Origin of the sequence: Blastococcus capsensis (genome assembly GCF_030165005.1) — a bacterium.
In the GTDB taxonomy this organism is placed as follows: domain Bacteria; phylum Actinomycetota; class Actinomycetes; order Mycobacteriales; family Geodermatophilaceae; genus Blastococcus; species Blastococcus capsensis.
In genome coordinates, this window is record NZ_JASNNW010000002.1 from 372,422 (window position 1) to 390,075 (window position 17,654).

At 75.7% G+C, this 17,654-nt stretch carries 19 protein-coding genes; 15 read left to right on the plus strand and 4 right to left on the minus strand.

Features of this window, described 5'->3' with window-relative positions; all coding sequences use genetic code 11:
- The first annotated feature begins 71 nt into the window (after nt 1-71).
- The 10 genes from QOZ86_RS04195 to QOZ86_RS04240 all read left to right on the plus strand — a co-directional run bounded on the left by QOZ86_RS04195 (nt 72) and on the right by QOZ86_RS04240 (nt 9,699).
- Nucleotides 72-1,616 carry a uroporphyrinogen-III synthase gene (locus tag QOZ86_RS04195; protein WP_284490694.1) on the plus strand — a complete coding sequence of 515 codons (1,545 nt, stop codon included), beginning with the start codon at nt 72-74 and terminating at the stop codon, nt 1,614-1,616.
- A complete protein-coding gene (gene hemB / locus QOZ86_RS04200; protein ID WP_284490695.1) occupies nt 1,613-2,629 on the plus strand; it encodes a porphobilinogen synthase in 1,017 nt (338 codons plus the stop codon). The genes QOZ86_RS04195 and hemB overlap by 4 nt, the downstream gene beginning before the upstream one ends.
- A gap of 17 nt (nt 2,630-2,646) precedes the next feature.
- Nucleotides 2,647-3,129 (plus strand): hypothetical protein, encoded by a 483-nt coding sequence (locus tag QOZ86_RS04205; protein WP_284490696.1) that lies wholly within the window; start codon nt 2,647-2,649, stop codon nt 3,127-3,129.
- Nucleotides 3,126-4,493 carry a glutamate-1-semialdehyde 2,1-aminomutase gene (gene hemL / locus QOZ86_RS04210; protein WP_284490697.1) on the plus strand — a complete coding sequence of 456 codons (1,368 nt, stop codon included), beginning with the start codon at nt 3,126-3,128 and terminating at the stop codon, nt 4,491-4,493. The genes QOZ86_RS04205 and hemL overlap by 4 nt, the downstream gene beginning before the upstream one ends.
- Before the next feature lie 97 nt (nt 4,494-4,590).
- Nucleotides 4,591-5,226: a histidine phosphatase family protein gene (locus tag QOZ86_RS04215; protein ID WP_284490698.1), complete on the plus strand. Its 636-nt coding sequence runs from the start codon at nt 4,591-4,593 to the stop codon at nt 5,224-5,226.
- Nucleotides 5,223-5,801 carry a TlpA family protein disulfide reductase gene (locus tag QOZ86_RS04220; protein ID WP_284490699.1) on the plus strand — a complete coding sequence of 193 codons (579 nt, stop codon included), beginning with the start codon at nt 5,223-5,225 and terminating at the stop codon, nt 5,799-5,801. Before QOZ86_RS04215 ends, QOZ86_RS04220 begins: the two co-directional genes overlap by 4 nt.
- A gap of 2 nt (nt 5,802-5,803) precedes the next feature.
- Complete coding sequence (locus QOZ86_RS04225; RefSeq protein WP_284490700.1) at nt 5,804-6,634, plus strand: cytochrome c biogenesis CcdA family protein; 831 nt, start codon at nt 5,804-5,806, stop codon at nt 6,632-6,634.
- A gap of 73 nt (nt 6,635-6,707) precedes the next feature.
- On the plus strand, nt 6,708-8,375 hold the full coding sequence (resB, locus tag QOZ86_RS04230; RefSeq protein WP_284490701.1) for a cytochrome c biogenesis protein ResB: 1,668 nt from the start codon (nt 6,708-6,710) through the stop codon (nt 8,373-8,375).
- Entirely contained in the window at nt 8,368-9,303 is a 936-nt protein-coding gene (gene ccsB / locus QOZ86_RS04235; protein WP_284490702.1) for a c-type cytochrome biogenesis protein CcsB, read from the plus strand. Before resB ends, ccsB begins: the two co-directional genes overlap by 8 nt.
- 123 nt (nt 9,304-9,426) lie before the next feature.
- A complete protein-coding gene (locus QOZ86_RS04240) occupies nt 9,427-9,699 on the plus strand; it encodes a hypothetical protein (RefSeq protein ID WP_284490703.1) in 273 nt (90 codons plus the stop codon).
- Nucleotides 9,700-9,712: 13 nt separating this feature from the next.
- On the opposite strand, the gene QOZ86_RS04245 is transcribed toward QOZ86_RS04240, so the two are convergent.
- Entirely contained in the window at nt 9,713-9,925 is a 213-nt protein-coding gene (locus tag QOZ86_RS04245; protein ID WP_284490704.1) for a hypothetical protein, read from the minus strand.
- 106 nt (nt 9,926-10,031) lie between these two features.
- Between QOZ86_RS04245 and QOZ86_RS04250 the strand changes: the two genes are divergently transcribed.
- Together QOZ86_RS04250 and QOZ86_RS04255 are read left to right on the plus strand one after the other, a co-directional pair.
- Entirely contained in the window at nt 10,032-10,460 is a 429-nt protein-coding gene (locus QOZ86_RS04250) for an Lrp/AsnC family transcriptional regulator (RefSeq protein WP_284490705.1), read from the plus strand.
- Nucleotides 10,453-10,779, plus strand: coding sequence for a DUF4229 domain-containing protein (locus QOZ86_RS04255; protein ID WP_284490706.1), 327 nt, complete (start codon nt 10,453-10,455; stop codon nt 10,777-10,779). The genes QOZ86_RS04250 and QOZ86_RS04255 overlap by 8 nt, the downstream gene beginning before the upstream one ends.
- 6 nt (nt 10,780-10,785) lie before the next feature.
- Here QOZ86_RS04255 and QOZ86_RS04260 read toward each other — a convergent pair whose 3' ends face one another.
- Complete coding sequence (locus QOZ86_RS04260) at nt 10,786-11,655, minus strand: 1,4-dihydroxy-2-naphthoate polyprenyltransferase (protein WP_284490707.1); 870 nt, start codon at nt 11,653-11,655, stop codon at nt 10,786-10,788.
- 2 nt (nt 11,656-11,657) lie between these two features.
- The gene (locus QOZ86_RS04265) at nt 11,658-12,881 is read right to left on the minus strand and encodes an AMP-binding enzyme (protein ID WP_284490708.1); all 1,224 of its coding nucleotides are present in this window, start codon (nt 12,879-12,881) and stop codon (nt 11,658-11,660) included.
- Between the two features lie 93 nt (nt 12,882-12,974).
- Here QOZ86_RS04265 and QOZ86_RS04270 point away from each other — a divergent pair, with 93 nt between their 5' ends.
- The 3 genes from QOZ86_RS04270 (at nt 12,975) to QOZ86_RS04280 (ending at nt 16,381) form a co-directional block, all read left to right on the plus strand.
- Entirely contained in the window at nt 12,975-13,940 is a 966-nt protein-coding gene (locus QOZ86_RS04270; RefSeq protein WP_284490709.1) for an o-succinylbenzoate synthase, read from the plus strand.
- Nucleotides 13,937-15,613: a 2-succinyl-5-enolpyruvyl-6-hydroxy-3-cyclohexene-1-carboxylic-acid synthase gene (menD, locus tag QOZ86_RS04275; protein ID WP_284490710.1), complete on the plus strand. Its 1,677-nt coding sequence runs from the start codon at nt 13,937-13,939 to the stop codon at nt 15,611-15,613. Before QOZ86_RS04270 ends, menD begins: the two co-directional genes overlap by 4 nt.
- A gap of 447 nt (nt 15,614-16,060) precedes the next feature.
- Nucleotides 16,061-16,381 (plus strand): hypothetical protein, encoded by a 321-nt coding sequence (locus tag QOZ86_RS04280; protein WP_284490711.1) that lies wholly within the window; start codon nt 16,061-16,063, stop codon nt 16,379-16,381.
- Between the two features lie 10 nt (nt 16,382-16,391).
- Here QOZ86_RS04280 and QOZ86_RS04285 read toward each other — a convergent pair whose 3' ends face one another.
- Nucleotides 16,392-17,645: an isochorismate synthase gene (locus QOZ86_RS04285; protein ID WP_284490760.1), complete on the minus strand. Its 1,254-nt coding sequence runs from the start codon at nt 17,643-17,645 to the stop codon at nt 16,392-16,394.
- Between the last annotated feature and the right edge of the window lie 9 nt (nt 17,646-17,654).

The window sequence follows — 17,654 nt, forward strand, 5'->3', positions numbered from 1 at the left end:
CCCGCAGACGCCCGGACGATCCGGGCCATACCAGAAGCCCGACGGAGTCGGGCCAGGATCAGGAGCACGCGATGACGCGCTTCCGCAAGACCGCAGGCCAGTCGGGCCGGGTCGTGTTCGTGGGCGCCGGACCCGGTGACCCGGGCATGCTCACCGCCCGGGCGACCGCGGCGCTCGCCGAGGCGGCGGTGATCCTCGTCGACCCCGACGTGGCCGCTGCCCTCCAGGACGCCGTGCGCGAGGCCAAGCCCGGGGTCGAGCTCACGCCGGTCTCCGGGGAGCCGGCCGACGTCGCCAAGGGAGCCGTCGCCGCCGCCAAGAACGGCTCGGTCGTGGTGCGCCTCGTGACCGGTGACCCCTACACCTCCGACGCCGTGGTCAAGGAGGTGCTGGCCGTGGGCCGCACCTCGGTGCCCTTCGACGTCGTTCCCGGTGTCGCCACCGCCACCGCGGTCCCCGCCTTCGCGGGCGTCGCCATGGGGAGCGCCGCGGTCACCGCCGACCTGCGCAGCGGCGTCGACGTCGCCGCGTTGGCGGGCGTCGCTGCCGGCATCGGCGGCACGCTGGTCCTGCAGGGCACGGCCGACGAGCTGCCCGACGCCGCGGTGCGGCTGGTCGAGGGCGGCCTCTCCGGCAGCACCCCCGTCGTGGTCACCACCGGTGGCTCCGGCACCGGCCAGAAGAGCATCGTCACCAAGCTGGCGGCCGTGGCGGAGAAGACCGCCGGCCTCGACCCGCTCAGCGGCGCGGTGGTGGCCACCGTGGGGGCCGCCGTGGACAAGCGCGCCCGCACGTCGTGGTGGGAGAGCCGCCCGCTGTTCGGCTGGCGGGTGCTGGTGCCGCGGACCAAGGACCAGGCCGGCGAGATGAGCGACCGGCTGCGGGCCTACGGCGCCGTGCCGGTCGAGGTGCCGACGATCGCCGTGGAGCCCCCGCGCAGCCCGGCCCAGATGGACCGCGCCGTCAAGGGCCTGGTCACCGGCCGCTACGGCTGGATCGTGTTCACCTCGGTCAACGCGGTGAAGGCGGTGCGGGAGAAGTTCGTCGAGCTGGGTCTGGACGCCCGCGCGTTCGCCGGGGTGAAGGTCGCCTGCGTCGGCGAGCAGACCGCCGAGGCGGTGCGCGCCTTCGGCATCCAGCCGGAGCTGGTGCCTGCCGGTGAGCAGTCCAGCCAGGGCCTGCTGGCCGACTTCCCGCCCTACGACGACGTCTTCGACCCGATCGACCGGGTGCTCCTGCCGCGGGCCGACATCGCCACCGAGACGCTCGCCGCCGGTCTGGTCGAGCGGGGCTGGGAGATCGACGACGTCACCGCCTACCGCACCGTGCGCGCCGCGCCGCCGGCCGCGTCGGTCCGCGAGGCGATCAAGGGCGGTGGTTTCGACGCCGTCTGCTTCACCTCCTCCAGCACGGTGCGCAACCTGGTCGGCATCGCCGGCAAGCCGCACGCCAAGACCGTCGTCGCGGTGATCGGCCCGGCCACGGCGGCCAGCGCCCAGGAGTTCGGCCTGCGGGTGGACGTGCAACCGGAGACCGCGGCGGTCGCACCGCTGGTCGACGCGCTCGCCGAGTACGCCCTGTCGCTGCGCGAGGCGGAGGACGGCGAGGGGAAGTGAGCGTGGACCCGGGCTTTGCGCGCGGGCGGCGGCTGCGGTCGACGCCGGCGCTGCGCCGGCTGACCGCGCAGACCCGGGTGGCCCCGGCCGACCTGGTGCTGCCGGTCTTCGTCAAGCAGGGCATCGACGAGCCGTTGCCGATCAGCTCGATGCCCGGGGTCGTGCAGCACACCCTGGACTCGCTGCGGAAGGCCGCGCACGAGGCGGCCGAGGCGGGACTCGGCGGGATGATGCTGTTCGGCATCCCGGCCGAGAAGGACCCCGTGGGCTCCCAGGCCGACGCCGCCGACGGCATCGTCAACGTGGCGCTGCAGCAGCTGCGCGCCGATCTCGGCGACGAGCTGGTGCTCATGGCCGATCTGTGCCTGTGCGAGTACACCGACCACGGACACTGCGGCGTGGTCGCCCCGGCCAGGGGCGGGGTCCGGGGGCAGGGCGGGGAATCCGTGGTCGACAACGACCCGACGCTGGACCGGTACGCCGCCGTGGCCATCGCCCAGGCCCAGGCCGGGGCCCACCTGGTCGCGCCCAGCGGGATGATGGACGGCCAGGTGGCGGCGATCCGCGCCGGGCTGGACAGCGCCGCCTTCACGGAAGTGCCGATCCTGGCCTACGCCGCCAAGTACGCCTCGGGCTTCTACGGCCCGTTCCGCGAGGCGGCCGAGGGGGCGCCGCAGTTCGGCGACCGCTCGACCTACCAGATGGACCCGCCGAACGCCGACGAGGCGCTGCGCGAGGTGGCGCAGGACCTCGCCGAGGGCGCCGACGCCGTCATGGTCAAGCCGGCGCTGCCCTACCTGGACATCGTGACCCGCGTCGCCGAGGCGGTGCAGGTGCCGGTGAGCGCCTACCAGGTGAGCGGCGAGTACGCGATGGTCGAGGCGGCCGCCGCCAACGGCTGGGTGGACCGCGAGCGGGCGATCCTCGAGACGCTGGTCGCCATCCGGCGGGCCGGGGCCGGCCAGGTGCTCACCTACTGGGCGGTCGAGGCCGCGCGCCTGGTCACTCGCTAGGGCCGGTCAGGGACACGGTGGACCCGTACGTCGAGCCGGGGGGCTCCTGGCGGCCGTTCTGGATGGTCGCCGGGGCCGTCGGGATCTTCCTCGTGTGGGACCTGGCGCTGCCGGGCCCCGACGTGCCGCCGCTGCTCTGGGCGATCGTGATCGTCGCCGTCCTCGGCGTCGTCGGGATCGGTTGCCTCTCCGCGCGGCGGGTGTGGACGGTGCGCGTCGACGCCGACGGCCTCGCGGTGGGGCGGGAGCAGGTCCCGCTCCGCGACGTCGACGCGGCCGGCCTGCGCGAGGTCGAGGCCGGTGTGGACGCCGGGGCGCCGGTGCTCGGCGGTGGCTGGTCGCTGCCCCGCGGCCGTACGGGTCTGCCGCTGCGATTCGTCGACGGCCGGACGGTCCTGGTGCCCACGCGCGATCCCGCGGCGCTGCGGGCCGCCCTCCTGGCGGGTGTGTGCGATGCCTCCGGCCGGTCTCCGGGGACAGAGGGGACACTGGGTCCGTGACCTCGCTGGACAGCCCTCTCCACCCCTACGAGGCGCCGGCCTCGGCCGGCCTCTTCGCCCGCGGCCAGCAGATCACCCCCGGCGGGGTGAACTCGCCCGTGCGCGCGTTCCGCGCCGTCGGTGGCACCCCGCGGTTCATGGTCGAGAGCTCCGGCCCCTGGATCACCGACGCCGACGGGCGGCGCTACGTCGACCTGGTGAGCTCGTGGGGTCCGATGATCCTGGGTCATGCGCACCCCGCGGTCGTCGAGGCGGTCAGCGCCGCCGCGCGCCGCGGGCTGTCCTTCGGTGCACCCACGGAGGGCGAGCTGGAGCTGGGCGAGGAGATCCGGCGACGGGTCGCGCCGGTGGAGCGGGTCCGGCTGGTCAACTCCGGCACCGAGGCAGTGCTCTCGGCGGTCCGGCTGGCCCGCGGCGCGACCGGCCGCCCGCTGCTGGTGAAGTTCGCCGGCAACTACCACGGCCACGTCGACGCGCTGCTGGCGTCGGCCGGCTCCGGCGTCGCCACCCTGGGGCTCCCGGACACACCCGGCGTCACCACCGGCGCCGCGGCCGACACGATCGTGCTGCCCTACAACGACGTCGCCGCCGTCGAGGCCGTCTTCGCCGAGCGCGGCGCGCAGATCGCCGCCGTCATCAGCGAGGCGGCCGCCGGCAACATGGGCGTCATCCCCCCGCTGGACGGGTTCAACGCGCACCTGCGCCGGATCACCGCCGAGCACGGCGCGCTGCTGGTCCTCGACGAGGTCATGACCGGCTTCCGCGTCTCCCCGTCGGGCTGGTACGGCCTGGACCCGGTCGACGCCGACCTGTTCACCTTCGGCAAGGTCATGGGCGGTGGGCTCCCCGCCGCCGCGTTCGGCGGCCGGGCCGACCTGATGGACCACCTGGCCCCCAGCGGCCCGGTGTACCAGGCCGGCACGCTGTCGGGGAACCCGGTGGCCGTGGCGGCGGGCCTGACGACGCTGCGGCACTGCACCGACGAGGTCTACGCGCACTGCGACGAGGTGTCCGCGGTCCTGCGCGGCGCCGCCAGCGCGGCGCTGTTCGCCGAGGGGGTGCCGCACCGGGTGCAGCAGGCCGGCAACATGTTCTCGGTCTTCTTCGTGCCCGACGAACGCCAGGTGCGCGACTACGACGACGCCCGCACCCAGGACGTCGCCCGCTACACGGCTTTCTTCCACGCGCTGCTGGCCCGCGGCGTCTACCTGCCGCCGTCGGCGTTCGAGGCGTGGTTCGTCAACGCCCAGCTGGCCGGGGAGGCGCTCGAGCGGGTGCTGGAGGCGCTGCCGGCGGCCGCCCGCGCCGCGGCCGAGGTCGAGCGCCACCGCACGGGTGCCCTCGAGAGCGAGCGGTCCTCGTGAGCGAGCCTGCGAGCTCACCGACGAGCACAGCACCGCCGGCAATGCGGCTGACGAGCTGGGGGCACCTCCCGCTTGCGGGGGACAGCGAGGAGGACGGATGACCGGGACGACCGTCGTCCACCTGCTGCGCCACGGCGAGGTGCACAACCCCCGGGGAGTGCTCTACGGGCGGCTGCCCGAGTACCGGCTGTCCGACGCCGGCGAGCAGATGGCGGTGCGCGCCGCCGACTGGTTCGCCGGCCGGGACGTCGTCCACCTGGTCTCCAGCCCGCTGGAGCGGGCGCAGCAGACCGCCCGCCCGCTGGCCGAGGCGTTCGGGCTCGACGTCGCCACCGACGAGCGGATCATCGAGGCCGGCAACGCCTTCGAGGGCATGGTCGTGGGCGGCGGGGGCGGCGTCTTCCGGGCCCCACGGAACTGGTGGCGGCTGCGCAACCCGTTCCAGCCGTCCTGGGGCGAGCCCTACGTCGAGATCGCCGCGCGCATGGTCGCCGCGGTGGAGGCCGCGCGCGACGCCGCCCGGGGGCACGAGGCCGTGCTGGTCAGCCACCAGCTGCCCATCTGGACGACCCGGCTGCACGTGGAGGGGCGCCGGTTCGCCCACGATCCCCGGCGCCGGCAGTGCTCGCTGGCCAGCGTCACCTCGCTCGCCTACGACAGCGACCGGTTCGTGGGAGTCACCTACGCCGAGCCGGCCGGTGCCACCGATCCGGACGCGGTGCCGGGCGCATGAGGCGGACCGTCCTGGCCCTGCTCGCGGGGGCCGCGCTGGTCTCCGGCTGCAGCACCGGCTCCGACCAGGTGCAGGCGAACAACGGCGGGGAGTTCCGCTTCGTCGCGGCCACCCCCGTCGGTGAGGTGATCCCGGAAGGCGAGCGTGCGGTGGCGCCCGAGTTCTCCGGCACGCTGCTGGGCGGCGGGGAGTTCTCGTCCGAGGAGCTGGCCGGTGACGTCGCCGTCCTGAACTTCTGGGGTTCCTGGTGCGCGCCGTGCCGGGTCGAGACGCCGGAGTTCCAGGAGGTCTACGCCGAGGTGCGGGACGAGGGCGTGGAGTTCGTGGGGCTGAACGTGAAGGAGACCAGCGAGCAGTTCGCACTCGCCTTCGTCGAGCGCTTCGGCGTCGAGTTCCCTTCCGTCTACGACCCCCGCGGTGAGGTGGCGCTGGCCTTCCGCGACTATCCGGCCAACGCCATCCCCTCCACCATCGTGCTGGACCGGCAGGGCCGGGTGGCCGCGGTGTACACCGGGGCGGTGACGCAGGAGGACCTGCGCGCGGTGCTGGACCGGCTGCTGGCGGAGGAGGTCTGACGGTGGGGGAGACCTTCGCCGGCCTGGTCACCGACGGGCCGCTGCTCGTCGCGGCCGCGGTGGCGGCCCTGGTCGGGCTGATCAGCTTCGCGTCGCCCTGCGTGCTGCCGCTGGTGCCCGGCTACCTGTCCTACGTCACCGGGCTGGTCGGCAGCGGCACGCGGACGGCGGCACCTGCGCCCGCGCCGGCCCGCGACGGACGGGGTACCGCCACGGCGGTGCTGACGGCGACCGACGAGCGGGCTCCCCGGCGCCGCATGGTCCTCGGGGCGCTGCTGTTCGTCCTGGGGTTCACCGTCGTCTTCGTGACCATCAGCACCGCGTTCGGCGGGCTGGGCCGGCTGCTCCTGGTGCACAACGAGGTCATCACCCGGGTCATGGGCGTGGTCACCGTCCTCGTCGGCCTGGCGTTCCTGGGCTGGTTGCCGATGCTGCAGCGGACCAAACGCCTCACCGTGCGGCCTGCGATGGGGCTGACCGGGGCGCCGCTCCTCGGGATGGTCTTCGGCCTCGGCTGGACGCCGTGCCTCGGGCCGACCCTCGCCGCCGTGCAGAACCTGGCGTTCGCCGAGGCCACCGCGGGCCGCGGAGCGTTGCTGGGGCTGGCCTACTGCCTGGGGCTCGGGGTGCCGTTCGTGCTGGTGGCGCTGGGCGCCCGCTGGGCCGTGGGCGCCACGACCTTCCTCCGCCGGCACGCGCGCGCGGTCACCCGGTTCGGCGGTGCGGTGCTCGTGCTCGTCGGACTGCTGCTGGTCACCGGCGCGTGGACCGAGATGATGGGCTGGCTGCGCTCCTGGCTGGCCGCCACCGGTTTCGCGGACTCGGCACTGTGACCGAGCTTGCGAGCTCGCACATGGGCAGAGCGACGACCGGAACGCTACCGACGAGCGCCGGCGGGGAGGCGCTGTGACCACCACGGCTCCGCGGCAGTCGGTCGCCGCACCGCCTCCGCCTCCACCCCCGTCGGCCGGACGGCGGCTCGGCGGTCTGCTGCTCCACTGGTGGCGGCGGCTGACCGCGATGCGCACGGCGATCATCCTGCTCTTCCTCCTGGCGCTGGCGGCGGTGCCCGGGTCGCTGCTCCCGCAGCGCTCGCTGTCGCAGAACAACGTCAACCAGTACTTCGCCGACCATCCCGACCTGGCTCCGGTGCTCGACCGGCTGTACCTGTTCGACGTCTTCAGCTCGCCGTGGTTCGCCGCGGTCTACCTGCTGCTGTTCGTCTCCCTGATCGGCTGCGTGGTGCCGCGAGCCGCGGAGCACGCCCGCGCGCTGCGGACCCCGCCGCCCCCGGCACCGCGCAACCTGCTCCGGCTGCCCGACTCCGCCGAGCTGAGCGTGCCGGTGCCCCCGGCGGCCGCCGTCGACGCCGTCGAGGAGGAGCTGCGCGTGCGCCGGTTCCGCGTCGTCCGCCGCGACGGCGGCTCCGCCGGGTCCAGCGGCACCGCGCACTCCGCCGGGTCCAGCGGCACCGGCCCCGAGCTGTCCGCCGAGAAGGGGCACCTCAAGGAGACCGGGAACCTGGTGTTCCACCTCTCGCTGCTCGCTCTGCTGCTCGGCCTGGCCGGCGGCAAGCTGTGGGGCTACGAGGGCAGCATCCTGGTGACCGAGGGGCAGGGGTTCTGCAACTCGTTCCAGCAGTACGACACCTACTCCGCCGGGCCGCTCGTGGACAGCGGCGACCTCAGCCCGCTGTGCGTGGACCTGGAGCAGTTCACCGCCGAGTACGAGGAGAACCTGACCGCCGCCTCGTTCACCGCCGACATCCGCTACGGGGCCCCGTCGGCGGAAGGGCGCCCGACCACGATCGGGGTCAACGACCCGCTGCGGATCGACGGTGACCGGGTCTACGTGACCGGGCACGGCTTCAGCCCGACGTTCTCCGTCACCCTTCCCGACGGGACGGCGTTCTCCGACCTCACCGTCCCGTTCCTGCCCAGCGACCAGCAGACGATGGCCAGCGAGGGGGCGCTCAAGCTGCCCGACCTCCCCGGCCAGGAGGAACAGCTGGCCCTCGAGGGCTTCTTCGCACCCACCGGGCTGCTGCAGGGCGGGGTGCTCACCTCGGTCGACCCCCGGCCGCTGGCCCCGCAGGTCGCGGTCGTGGCGTACCAGGGCTACCTCGGCCTGGACTCCGGCCTGCCGCAGTCGGTCTACTCCCTCGACGCCAGCCAGATCGAGCGCGGCCGGCTCAGCGAGGTCGGCTCCGCCAACCTCTCGGTGGGGGAGTCGCTGGAGCTGCCCGACGGCACCCGGATCACCTTCAGCGGGGTCAAGGAGTTCGCGGCGCTGCAGTACTCGCACGACCCCGGCCAGCTGTGGGTGCTGGCCGCGGCGATCGCGCTCCTCGCCGGGCTGCTCGGGATGCTGCTGCTCCGCCGGGAGCGGGTCTTCGCCCGGGCACGGCCCGGCGGTGAGGGCGGCGGTACCGTGCTCACGCTGGCCTCGCTGACGCGGGGCGGTGGCGAGAGCGGCACGCGGTCCACCGCACTGTTCGACGACCTGCGGGGTGCGCTGGCCACCGCCGCTCCCGCCCGCACCGCATCCGAACCGGAGGTCCCCCCGCGTGACTGACTCCTCGCTGGCCGAGCTGTCGGACAGCCTCTTCTCCGTGAGCGTCGCGCTCTACTCGGTCGCGCTGCTCGCCTTCTGCGCGCAGCTGGCCTTCGGCCGGCGGACCACCCGGGCCCGAGAGCTGGTCGGCGCCGGCGGTGCCTCCGTCGTCGAGGAGATCCCGGCACCGGACGCCGTCCGGGGCAACCGCTGGGGGATCGCCGCGGTCGGGCTGACGGTGCTGGGTGCGCTGACGCACACCGGTGTCCTGGTGACCCGGGGGATGGCCACCGATCGGCTGCCCTGGGGCAACATGTACGAGTTCGCCACGGCGGTCGTCCTCGTCGCGGTGGTCGCCTACGTGGTCCTCGCGGTCCGCTCGCCGAACCTGCGGCACATCGGCGTCTTCGTCCTCGGCCCGGCGGTCCTGGCGCTGGTCGCCATCGGCCTGGGCCTCTACACCGAGGCCGGCCCCGTCGTGGCGGCGCTCCGCTCGTCGTGGCTGGCCATCCACGTCTCCACGGCCATCCTCGGATTCGGCATCTTCATGGTCAGCGGCATCGCCAGCGTCCTGTACCTCGTGCGGTCCCGCCCCGGCGCCGACGAGGGCTCGGGCATCGTGGCGCGCCTTCCCTCGGCCGCGGCGCTGGACCGGGTCGCACACCGCACGGCGGTGCTCGGCTTCCCGATCTGGACGTTCGCGGTCATCGCCGGCGCCATCTGGGCCGAGGCGGCGTGGGGGCGCTTCTGGGGCTGGGACCCCAAGGAGACCTGGTCGTTCGTGGCGTGGGTCGTCTACGCGGCCTACCTGCACGCGCGGACGACGGCGGGCTGGCGGGGCCGCCCCGCGGCGTGGGTGAACGTCGTCGGCATGGCGGTGATGATCTTCAACCTGACGTTCGTCAACCTGGTCTCCAGCGGGCTGCACAGCTACGCCGGCGTGGAGTGACCCCGCGGCCGTACCCCGTGCGGGCGGGATCGGGTGCCGGGACGGTGACCGACGTCGGAGCCGCGTGCTTCCATGCCCCCATGGAACTGACGAGCAGGGCGCGCATCCGCCGGGAGGCGCGACGTGGGTAGGCACTCGGCCGCCGACGGGGAGTCGTCGCATCCGCTGGTCGTGGCGGCGCTCGCCGGCCGCGCGGGGGATGGCGACGGCGCCCACCGCGGCGACGTGCGGGCCGCGGGCGAGGAAGGCGAGGTCGGCTGGCCCGGGCCCCCCGCCCGCGAGGGCGGCGGCCTGGGCTGGCCCGGCGGCGACCAGACGCAGACCCAGGACCGGGCCGCGGCCGCGCCGCCGCGCCGCGGCTGGCGACGGCTGTTCGGCGCCGCACCCGCCGCCTGAGCTCAGACCGGCGTCAGGCGGGGGACCCGTCGTCCCGCCGAGCCCGGCGCTCGAGCTCCCGGAGGAACTCCGGGTCGTCGTCGGGCGCGACGAAGCGCACCGGTCCACGCGGCCGCTGCGGGCGCCGGTCGGGGCGGGTGCGCCCCTCCGGCCCGGAGTTCGCCGCGGCGCGGACCACCAGGGCCACCACCACGACCGCCATCACGAGCACCACCAGGAACACCACGCGCCCACCCCCTCGTCGGCCACCAGCGTACGTCCGCGGCGATACTCGGTGCCGAGGGTCGGACGAGCCCCCCTCGGGGACAGGACGGAGAACTCCCATCGACGCCGTGGACCGGCAGCTGATCGACCTGCTGCGCGCCAACGGCCGCGCCAGCTACGCCGAGCTCGCCCGGCAGGTCGGTCTCTCCTCACCCGCCGTCCACGAGCGTGTCGGGAAGCTGGAGGCGGCGGGGGTCATCACCGGCTACCGCGCCGTCGTCGACCCGGCGGCGGTGGGGCTGATGGTCACCGCTCTGGTGAGCGTCATCGAGAGCGACGCGGTCGACGATCCCGACGTCCAGGAGGAGCTGCGGGCGCTGCCCGTCGTCGAGGACTGCTGGCGGGTGGCCGGGAGCGAGGGCTACGTGCTCAAGGTGCGGGTGACCGACATCCCGGCACTGGAACGCACCATCGACGCGTTGAACCGGATCAGAGGGGTTGCACGCACGAGGACGACGGTCGTTCTCTCGACCAAGTGGGAGGGCCGTCATGGCTGAGCAGGACCAGACCGCCGCCGGAGCACCGGTGGGACCTGCGGGCGGCGCACCGACGCCGCCCCGGATCGCTCCCTGGGTGGTGATCTACACGGTCGGCCGGTTCGCGATCGCGGCCGCGCTGGTCCTCATCCTGTGGTGGGCCGGCCTCCCCGGGTTCCCGGGGCTGCTCTTCGGACTGCTGCTGTCGATCCCCGTGTCCTACCTGCTGCTGCGGCCCTCGCGCGACCGGCTGACCGAGGCGCTCGCCGCCCGGAGCACGGCGCGCCGCGCCGCGAAGGAGGACCTGCGCAACCGGCTCAGCGGCGACGCGACGCCGTAGCCGCGCTCAGCTCAACGCCAGCCCCAGGCCGAGCAGTACGCCGCTGACCAGCGTCAGCAGGCCGGTGGACGCCAGCACCCCGATCAGCGCCGGGCCGCGGCCGCCGGAGAGCACGGTCCGGACCGGCGCCAGTGCCAGCGGCGCCGCGGCCAGGCCCAGCAGCGCCCACGGCCGGGAGACGCCGACCGCCGCGATCACCAGGAAGGGCACCGCCAGCAGCGCCGCGAACGCCACCCGGGTGGCGCGGTCGCCCAGCAGCACGGCCAGCGTGCGCTTGCCCACCCGGCCGTCGCCCTCGATGTCGCGCAGGTTGTTCACGACCAGGATCGCCACGATGAGCAGCCCGATCGGCACCGAGACCGCGAACGCCAGGCCCGGCAGGGTGCCGGTCTGCACGAACGTCGTCCCGACGACGGCCACCGGGCCGAAGAAGACGAAGACGAAGACCTCGCCGAGTGCCCGGTAGCCGTAGGGGAGCGGCCCGCCGGTGTAGGTCCACGCCGCGGCCATGCAGACCGCCCCGACGGCGACCAGCCACCAGCTGGACAGCGCGGCCAGCGCCAGCCCGGCCACCCCGGCGACGGCGAAGGACGCGAGCGCGGCGACGAGCACCTGCCGCGGGGGAGCGGCGCCGGAGCCGACCAGCCGCATCGGGCCGACCCGGTCGGCGTCGGTGCCGCGCTTGCCGTCGGAGTGGTCGTTGGCGTAGTTCACCGCCACCTGCAGCGCCAGCGCGACGAGCAGGGCCAGCAGCGCGGGAACCAGCCGGAAGCCGTCGAGCGCGACGGCCGCACCGGTGCCCACGAGCACCGGCGCCAGGGCGGCGGGGAGCGTGCGCGGGCGGGCGCCGGCCAGCCACTGGGCGGGGGTGGCCATGGTCAGGAGGCTCCCGGGGAGATCGATGCGGCGACCGCGCGGCGATCGGGCTTGCCGGTGTGCAGGGTCGGGACGGCGGGGACCGTGTGCAGCTCCCGGGGCGCGGCCGGCGCACCCAGGCGTTCGGTGACCCACGGGCGGAGGACGGCGAGCCGCGGCGTCGCCCCGGGTGCCGGGACGACGGCGGCCACGACGCGCTGCCCCCACTCGGCGTCGGGGCGGCCGAAGACCACGGCGTCGGACACGTCGGGGTGCTCGCGGAGCGCGGCCTCGACGGCGGCGGGAGCCACGTTCACCCCGCCGCTGATCACGACGTCGTCGAGCCGGCCGTACACGGTGAGCCGGCCGTCGGCGTCGAGCGCGCCGGCGTCCCGGGTCCGGAACCAGCCGTCGGCGAACGCCGCCGCGGTGGCGACCGGATCGCCGCGGTAGCCCAGCGCCAGCGTCGGTCCGGAGAGCTCGATCTCCCCACCGCCGGGTCCTGCGGGCTCCCCACCGCCGGGTCCTGCGGGCTCCCCACCGCCGGGTCCTGCGGGCTCCCCACCGCCGGGTCCTGCGGGGCCGTCCTTCCCCACCCGGACGCCCACGCCCTCCAGCGGCCGGCCGTCGTAGACGCAGCCACCTGCGGTCTCGGTCATCCCGTAGGTGGTCACGACGGCGACCCCCTCGGCGCGGGCGCGGGCCAGCAGCGCCGGGTCGGTCGCCGCACCCCCGACGAGGATCGCGTCGAAGGCGCACAGCGCCTCGGGCTCCACGCCGAGGTAGCGGCGCAGCTGCGTGGGCACCATCGCGGTGTAGCGGCGGTCGCCGGCCGGCATGCGCGCCACTGCCTCGGTCAGGGTGCCGTCCGTCGCCAGCCGGGTGACCGGCCGGCCGGCGACCGCGCTGCGGCACACCACCTGGAGGCCGGCGATCGCGGACACCGGCAGCGCGAGCAGCCAGCTGCCGGGGCCGCCGAGGTGGTGGTGCGTCGCGGTCGCCGAGGCGCGCAGGGCTCCGGCCGACAGCAGCACGCCGTGGCCGCCGCCCGTGGAACCGGAGGTGACGACGACCAGGTCGGCGCCCGGTTCCAGCGGCTCGCCCGGCCGGAGCGCGGCGCGGGCGGTGCCGGCCACGGCCGCGGGGCCGGAGGGGAGGACGGCGAGGGGCCGCACGCCGTCGAGTGCGGCGTGGACGTCGTCGTCGGCGAGCTCGGCCGCGGGCACGAGGGTGAGGTACCGGGCCACGGCGCGCCAGCCTACGTCGGCCCTGCTGCAGGGGCCTGTCGCGAGCGTGCGAGCGGCGGAGGGCAGCGGGGTCCTTCACCTAGGCTGATCACCGTGACCGCCGCCCCCGCCGCCGCCCTGCCGGCGGGGATCAGCGAGCTCGCGGTCTACGAGGTGCCGTTGCGGGCCCGCTTCCGGGGCATCGACGTCCGCGACGGGGTGCTGCTGCGCGGCCCGGCGGGCTGGGGCGAGTTCTCCCCGTTCTGGGACTACGACGCGGCGGAGAGCCGCCGCTGGTGGGCGGCGGCGGTGGAGTCCGCCGTCGACGGCTGGCCCGCGCCGGTGCGCGACCGCGTGCCGGTCAACGTGACCGTGCCCGCCGTGGGCCCCGAGCGGGCACATGCGATCGTCGCCGCCTCGGGCTGCCGGACGGCGAAGGTGAAGGTCGCCGAGCCCGGCCAGTCGCCGGCCGACGACCTGGCCCGCGTGGAGGCGGTGCGCGACGCGCTGGGTCCGTCGGGCGCGATCCGCGTGGACGCCAACGCCGCCTGGGACGTCGACACGGCGGCCACCCGCATCGGGGAGCTGGACCGGTTCGGCCTGGAGTACGTCGAGCAGCCGTGCGCGACCCTCGGCGAGCTGGTCGCGCTGCGGCGGCGGGTCGACGTGCGGATCGCGGCCGACGAGGTGGTGCGCCGCTCGCACGACCCGCTGCGGGTGGACCTGCGCGAGGCCTGCGACGTCGTCGTCCTCAAGGTGCAGCCGCTGGGCGGGGTGCGTGCGGCGCTGCGGGTCGCCGAGGCGCACGGCCTGCCCTGCGTCGTCTCCTCGGCGCTGGAGTCCTCGGTCGGCATCGCCGCCGGCGTCGCGCTGGCCGCCGCGCTGCCCGAGCTGCCGTTCGCCTGTGGCCTGGCCACCGTGGCGTTGTTCACCCACGACGTGAGCAGCGCCCCGCTGCTGCCGGTCGACGGCGCGCTGCCGGTCGGCCGGCCCGACCCCGACCGGATCGCCGCGGTGACCGCCGGCGAGCAGACCGCCGCCCGGTGGCGGACCCGGATCGACGAGGTGCTCAGCGCGTGAACCCCGCCACCGCCTTCGCGCGGGTGCTGGTGGACGAGCTGGTCCGCGGCGGGGTCACCGACGCCGTCCTCTCGCCCGGCTCCCGGTCCGCGCCGGTCGCGCTGGCCCTGGCCGCCGCCGAGCGCGACGGCCGGCTGCGGCTCCACGTGCGGATCGACGAGCGCACCGCGGCCTTCCTCGCGCTCGGGCTGGCGAAGGCGTCGGGCCGGCCGGTGCCCGTGCTCACCACCTCGGGCACGGCGACCGCCCACCTGCACGCGGCCGTCCTGGAGGCCGACGCGAGCGGGGTGCCGCTGCTGGCGCTCACCGCCGACCGGCCCCCCGAACTGCGCGCCACCGGCGCCAACCAGACGATCGAGCAGGCCGGCCTCTACGGCGCCGCGGTGCGCTGGGCGGCCGACGTCGGCGTCCCCGAGACCGGGCGCCCGGCCGAGCAGAACCGGTACTGGCGTTCGCTGGTCGCCAAGGCGCTCACCCTGGCCACCGGGGCGCTGTCCGGGGACCCGGGCCCCGTCCAGCTGAACCTCGCGCTGCGCGAACCGCTGCTGCCCGACGACGAGGCGGGGCTCGCCGGCCCCTGGACCGGGCGGGCGGACGGCGGGCCGTGGACCGCGGCCGTGCGCCCTCCTACACCGACGCCCGGCTCCGCCGGTGTACCGCGCACGCTGGTGGTGGCCGGTGACGCGCCTCCCGCGCTCGGCCGGGCAGCCGCGGAGCTCGCCACCGCGGCGGGCTGGCCCGTGGTCGCCGAGCCCTCCAGCGGCGCCTGGTCGGCCGCCCTCCGCGGCGGGGTGCTCCTGCTCGGGGCCCCGGACTGGCTGGGCGCGCACCGGCCCGAGCGGGTGCTGGTGGTGGGCCGCCCGACGCTGTCCCGGCCGGTCAACGCGCTGCTCGCCCACCCCGCGGTGCGCGTGGAGACCGTGGCCGCCTCGCCCCGGTGGGCCGACGCCGTCCGCAGCAGCGGGCTCGTCTCGCTGGGGCTTCCCGCGGCGGCTGAGCCGGACCCTGGATGGGCCGGGGCCTGGTGGGCGGCGTCCACGGCGGTCGGCTCGGCGGTCGACGCGCTGCTCGACAGCGCGCCCGTGCTGACCGCCGCCCGGCTGGCCCGTGACGTGGTGGCCGCCCTGCCCACCGGGGCACTGTTCGTGCTCGGCTCGTCCACGCCGGTGCGCGACGTCGACCGGCTGGCCGTGCCGCGCGGCGACGTGGCGGTGCTGGCCAACCGGGGAGTGGCGGGCATCGACGGCACGATCTCGACGGCGGTCGGTGCGGCCCTGGTGCACGAGGGGCCGGCGTTCGCGCTGATGGGCGACCTGACGCTCCTGCACGACCTCACCGGTCTGCTGCTCGGTGCCGGGGAGGCGCAGCCGGACCTCACCGTCGTCGTGCCCGACAACGACGGCGGCGGGATCTTCGCCCAGCTCGAGCCGGGTCAGGACCGCTACGCCGCGGACTACCGGCGGGTCTTCGGCACCCCGCACGGGCGGGACCTGGTGGCCGTGGCGCAGTCGCTCGGCTGGGCGGCGTCCCGGGTCACGGCGGCCGACGAGCTGCCGGCCGCGCTCGCCCTCGGTGGGCCGCGGGTCGTGGTGGTCGGCACCGACCAGCGCGCCGAGGCGGCACTGGCCGGCCGGATCCGCGACGCCGCGATCGGCGCTCTCGCCGCCGGTTAGGTTCGGCAGCAAGGGGCGATCCGGTGGGTAATTCTCAACCCGGAACATGCTCCCGGAGCGGCCGCCCTGGGCCTGCGGTGGCCCTGATCCGCAGGCTGGCGCCGGTCTCTCCGCTGTGAAGCGCCCGCTCGAGACGACGCCTGGGCGGGTTGAGCCGGACTACCGGATGTGGAGCCGGGCCAGGACGCGGCTCCACATCCGGTGGACCGGCCTGACCTCTCGCCAGAGCGGGCCGGCAACGAACAACCGGGCCGCTGTCCCGGTCGAGCGGGCATCCGTGGGCGGTGGGTTGCTTCTCGCCCGTTTCACCCCTTGCTGCCGAACTCGCCTCCGGTTGAGGTCGGCCTCCTGACCGCGCCACCGCACGATGCGAGGACCCGGACGGGTGGTGCACGGCCCGGCCGGGTTGCCGTCGTCCGGTGTCCGGGGCCAGCGTCCTGACCCGTGGTGGACGAATTCCGAATCGGCCGGCCGCCGCGCCTCAGCCGGCCCGTCGCGGTTGCATACCTGACACTCGTGGGCCTGATGTACGGCAGTTGCGCCGCCGGCGTGGTCCTCGCCCTGCTGACCGGCCGGACCTCGTGGCGGACCGGCAACCCGTGGCTGGCGCTCCCCGTCCTCGGGGTGATCGCCCTGGTGTGGACCGTCCTCGTGCTCGTCGATTCTCAGCTGCATCCTGGGCGGAGCCTCGCGTCCAGGCCGCTGCGCCCGCTCGTCCTGCTCTATGGCGGCGAGGTGCCGACCGCCTGGCGTTCGGTACGTCGCTGAGCGCCGTGCATCAGCCCTCGAGGGCCGCCTGGAACGCGGCGAACTTCGACTGGGTCTCGGCCAGCTCCGCGGCCGGATCGGAGCCGGCGACGATCCCGCATCCGGCGAACAGCCGGGCGCCGTCGTCGCCGACGAGCTCCGCGCAGCGCAGCGCGAGCCCGAACTCGCCGTCACCGGCCGCGTCCAGCCAGCCGACCGGTCCGGCGTACCGGCCGCGGTCCATGCCCTCGAGCTCGCCGATCAGCGCGGCGGCGTCCGGCGTCGGCGTGCCGCACACGGCGGCCGTCGGGTGCACCGCGCCCACCAGATCGAGCAGCCCGGCGCTCGCGGCGCGGCCGGTGCGGGCCTGGGTGCCGACGACGTCGGTGGCCAGGTGCCGCACGTTCGCCAGCGTCAGCAGCTGGGGCTCGGCGGGCGCGTCGAGGCCGTCGCAGTAGGGCTCCAGCGCCTGCACCAGCGAGTCGACGGCGAGGGCGTGCTCGGCGCGGTCCTTGGCGGAGGTGAGCAGCGCCCGGGCCAGCCGGTCGTCCTCGGCGCCGGCGCCACGCGGGGCGGTGCCGGCCAGCACCCGGGCCGACAGCTGCCGGCCGGTGCGGCGGAGCAGGAGCTCCGGGGTGGCGCCGAGCAGCCCGTCGACGGCGAAGGTCCAGCAGTCGGGGAACCGCGCGGCCAGCCGGCGCAGCATGCGGCGCGGGTCCAGCGGCACGTCGGAGGAGACCAGCAGGTCGCGGGCGAGCACCACCTTGGCCAGCTCGCCGGCGTCGATCCGGGTCACCGCGGCGGCGACGGCGGCGCACCAGCTCGCCGGGTCCAGCGCGCCGTCGGCGTAGCGCAGCCGGGGCGCGGGACCGTCGTCGTGCGCGAGCGGCTCCGGGAGCACCGGCGCCGTTCCCAGGGCGGTCACCCAGCCGACGCCGTCCCGCCGCCCGACGACGACCTCGGGGACGACGAAGACCGACGTCCCGGCGACGGGGTCGAAGGCGATGCTGGCGAACAGCACCGGGCCCGAGCCCGGTACCCCGAGCTCGTCGGCGACGTCCAGGCCGGCCGTGTACTCGTCCCACCAGCGCGCTGCGTCGGCGAGTGCCGACGGCCCGGAGACCTCCAGGCGGCCCGCCTCGCCCCAGCCGACCAGGCCCTCGCCACGGCGCACCCAGGACAGGCCGCCGGTAGCGGGCAGCAGGTCCAGCAGATCGCCGGCGGGGTCGTGCCGGACCGTGGTGACGACGCGTGCGGCCGCTGCCGGGGAGGTCAGGGCCGCCATGGTCACGTC

Bases quoted from the DNA above. Each gene is read 5' to 3' on its own strand.
- QOZ86_RS04255 (WP_284490706.1), top strand. From the start codon at position 10,453: ATGGCTGAGCAGGACCAGACCGCCGCCGGAGCACCGGTGGGACCTGCG.
- QOZ86_RS04215 (WP_284490698.1), top strand. From the start codon at position 4,591: ATGACCGGGACGACCGTCGTCCACCTGCTGCGCCACGGCGAGGTGCAC.
- QOZ86_RS04195 (WP_284490694.1), top strand. From the start codon at position 72: ATGACGCGCTTCCGCAAGACCGCAGGCCAGTCGGGCCGGGTCGTGTTC.
- QOZ86_RS04285 (WP_284490760.1), bottom strand. From the start codon at position 17,645: ATGGCGGCCCTGACCTCCCCGGCAGCGGCCGCACGCGTCGTCACCACG.
- QOZ86_RS04220 (WP_284490699.1), top strand. From the start codon at position 5,223: ATGAGGCGGACCGTCCTGGCCCTGCTCGCGGGGGCCGCGCTGGTCTCC.
- QOZ86_RS04260 (WP_284490707.1), bottom strand. From the start codon at position 11,655: ATGGCCACCCCCGCCCAGTGGCTGGCCGGCGCCCGCCCGCGCACGCTC.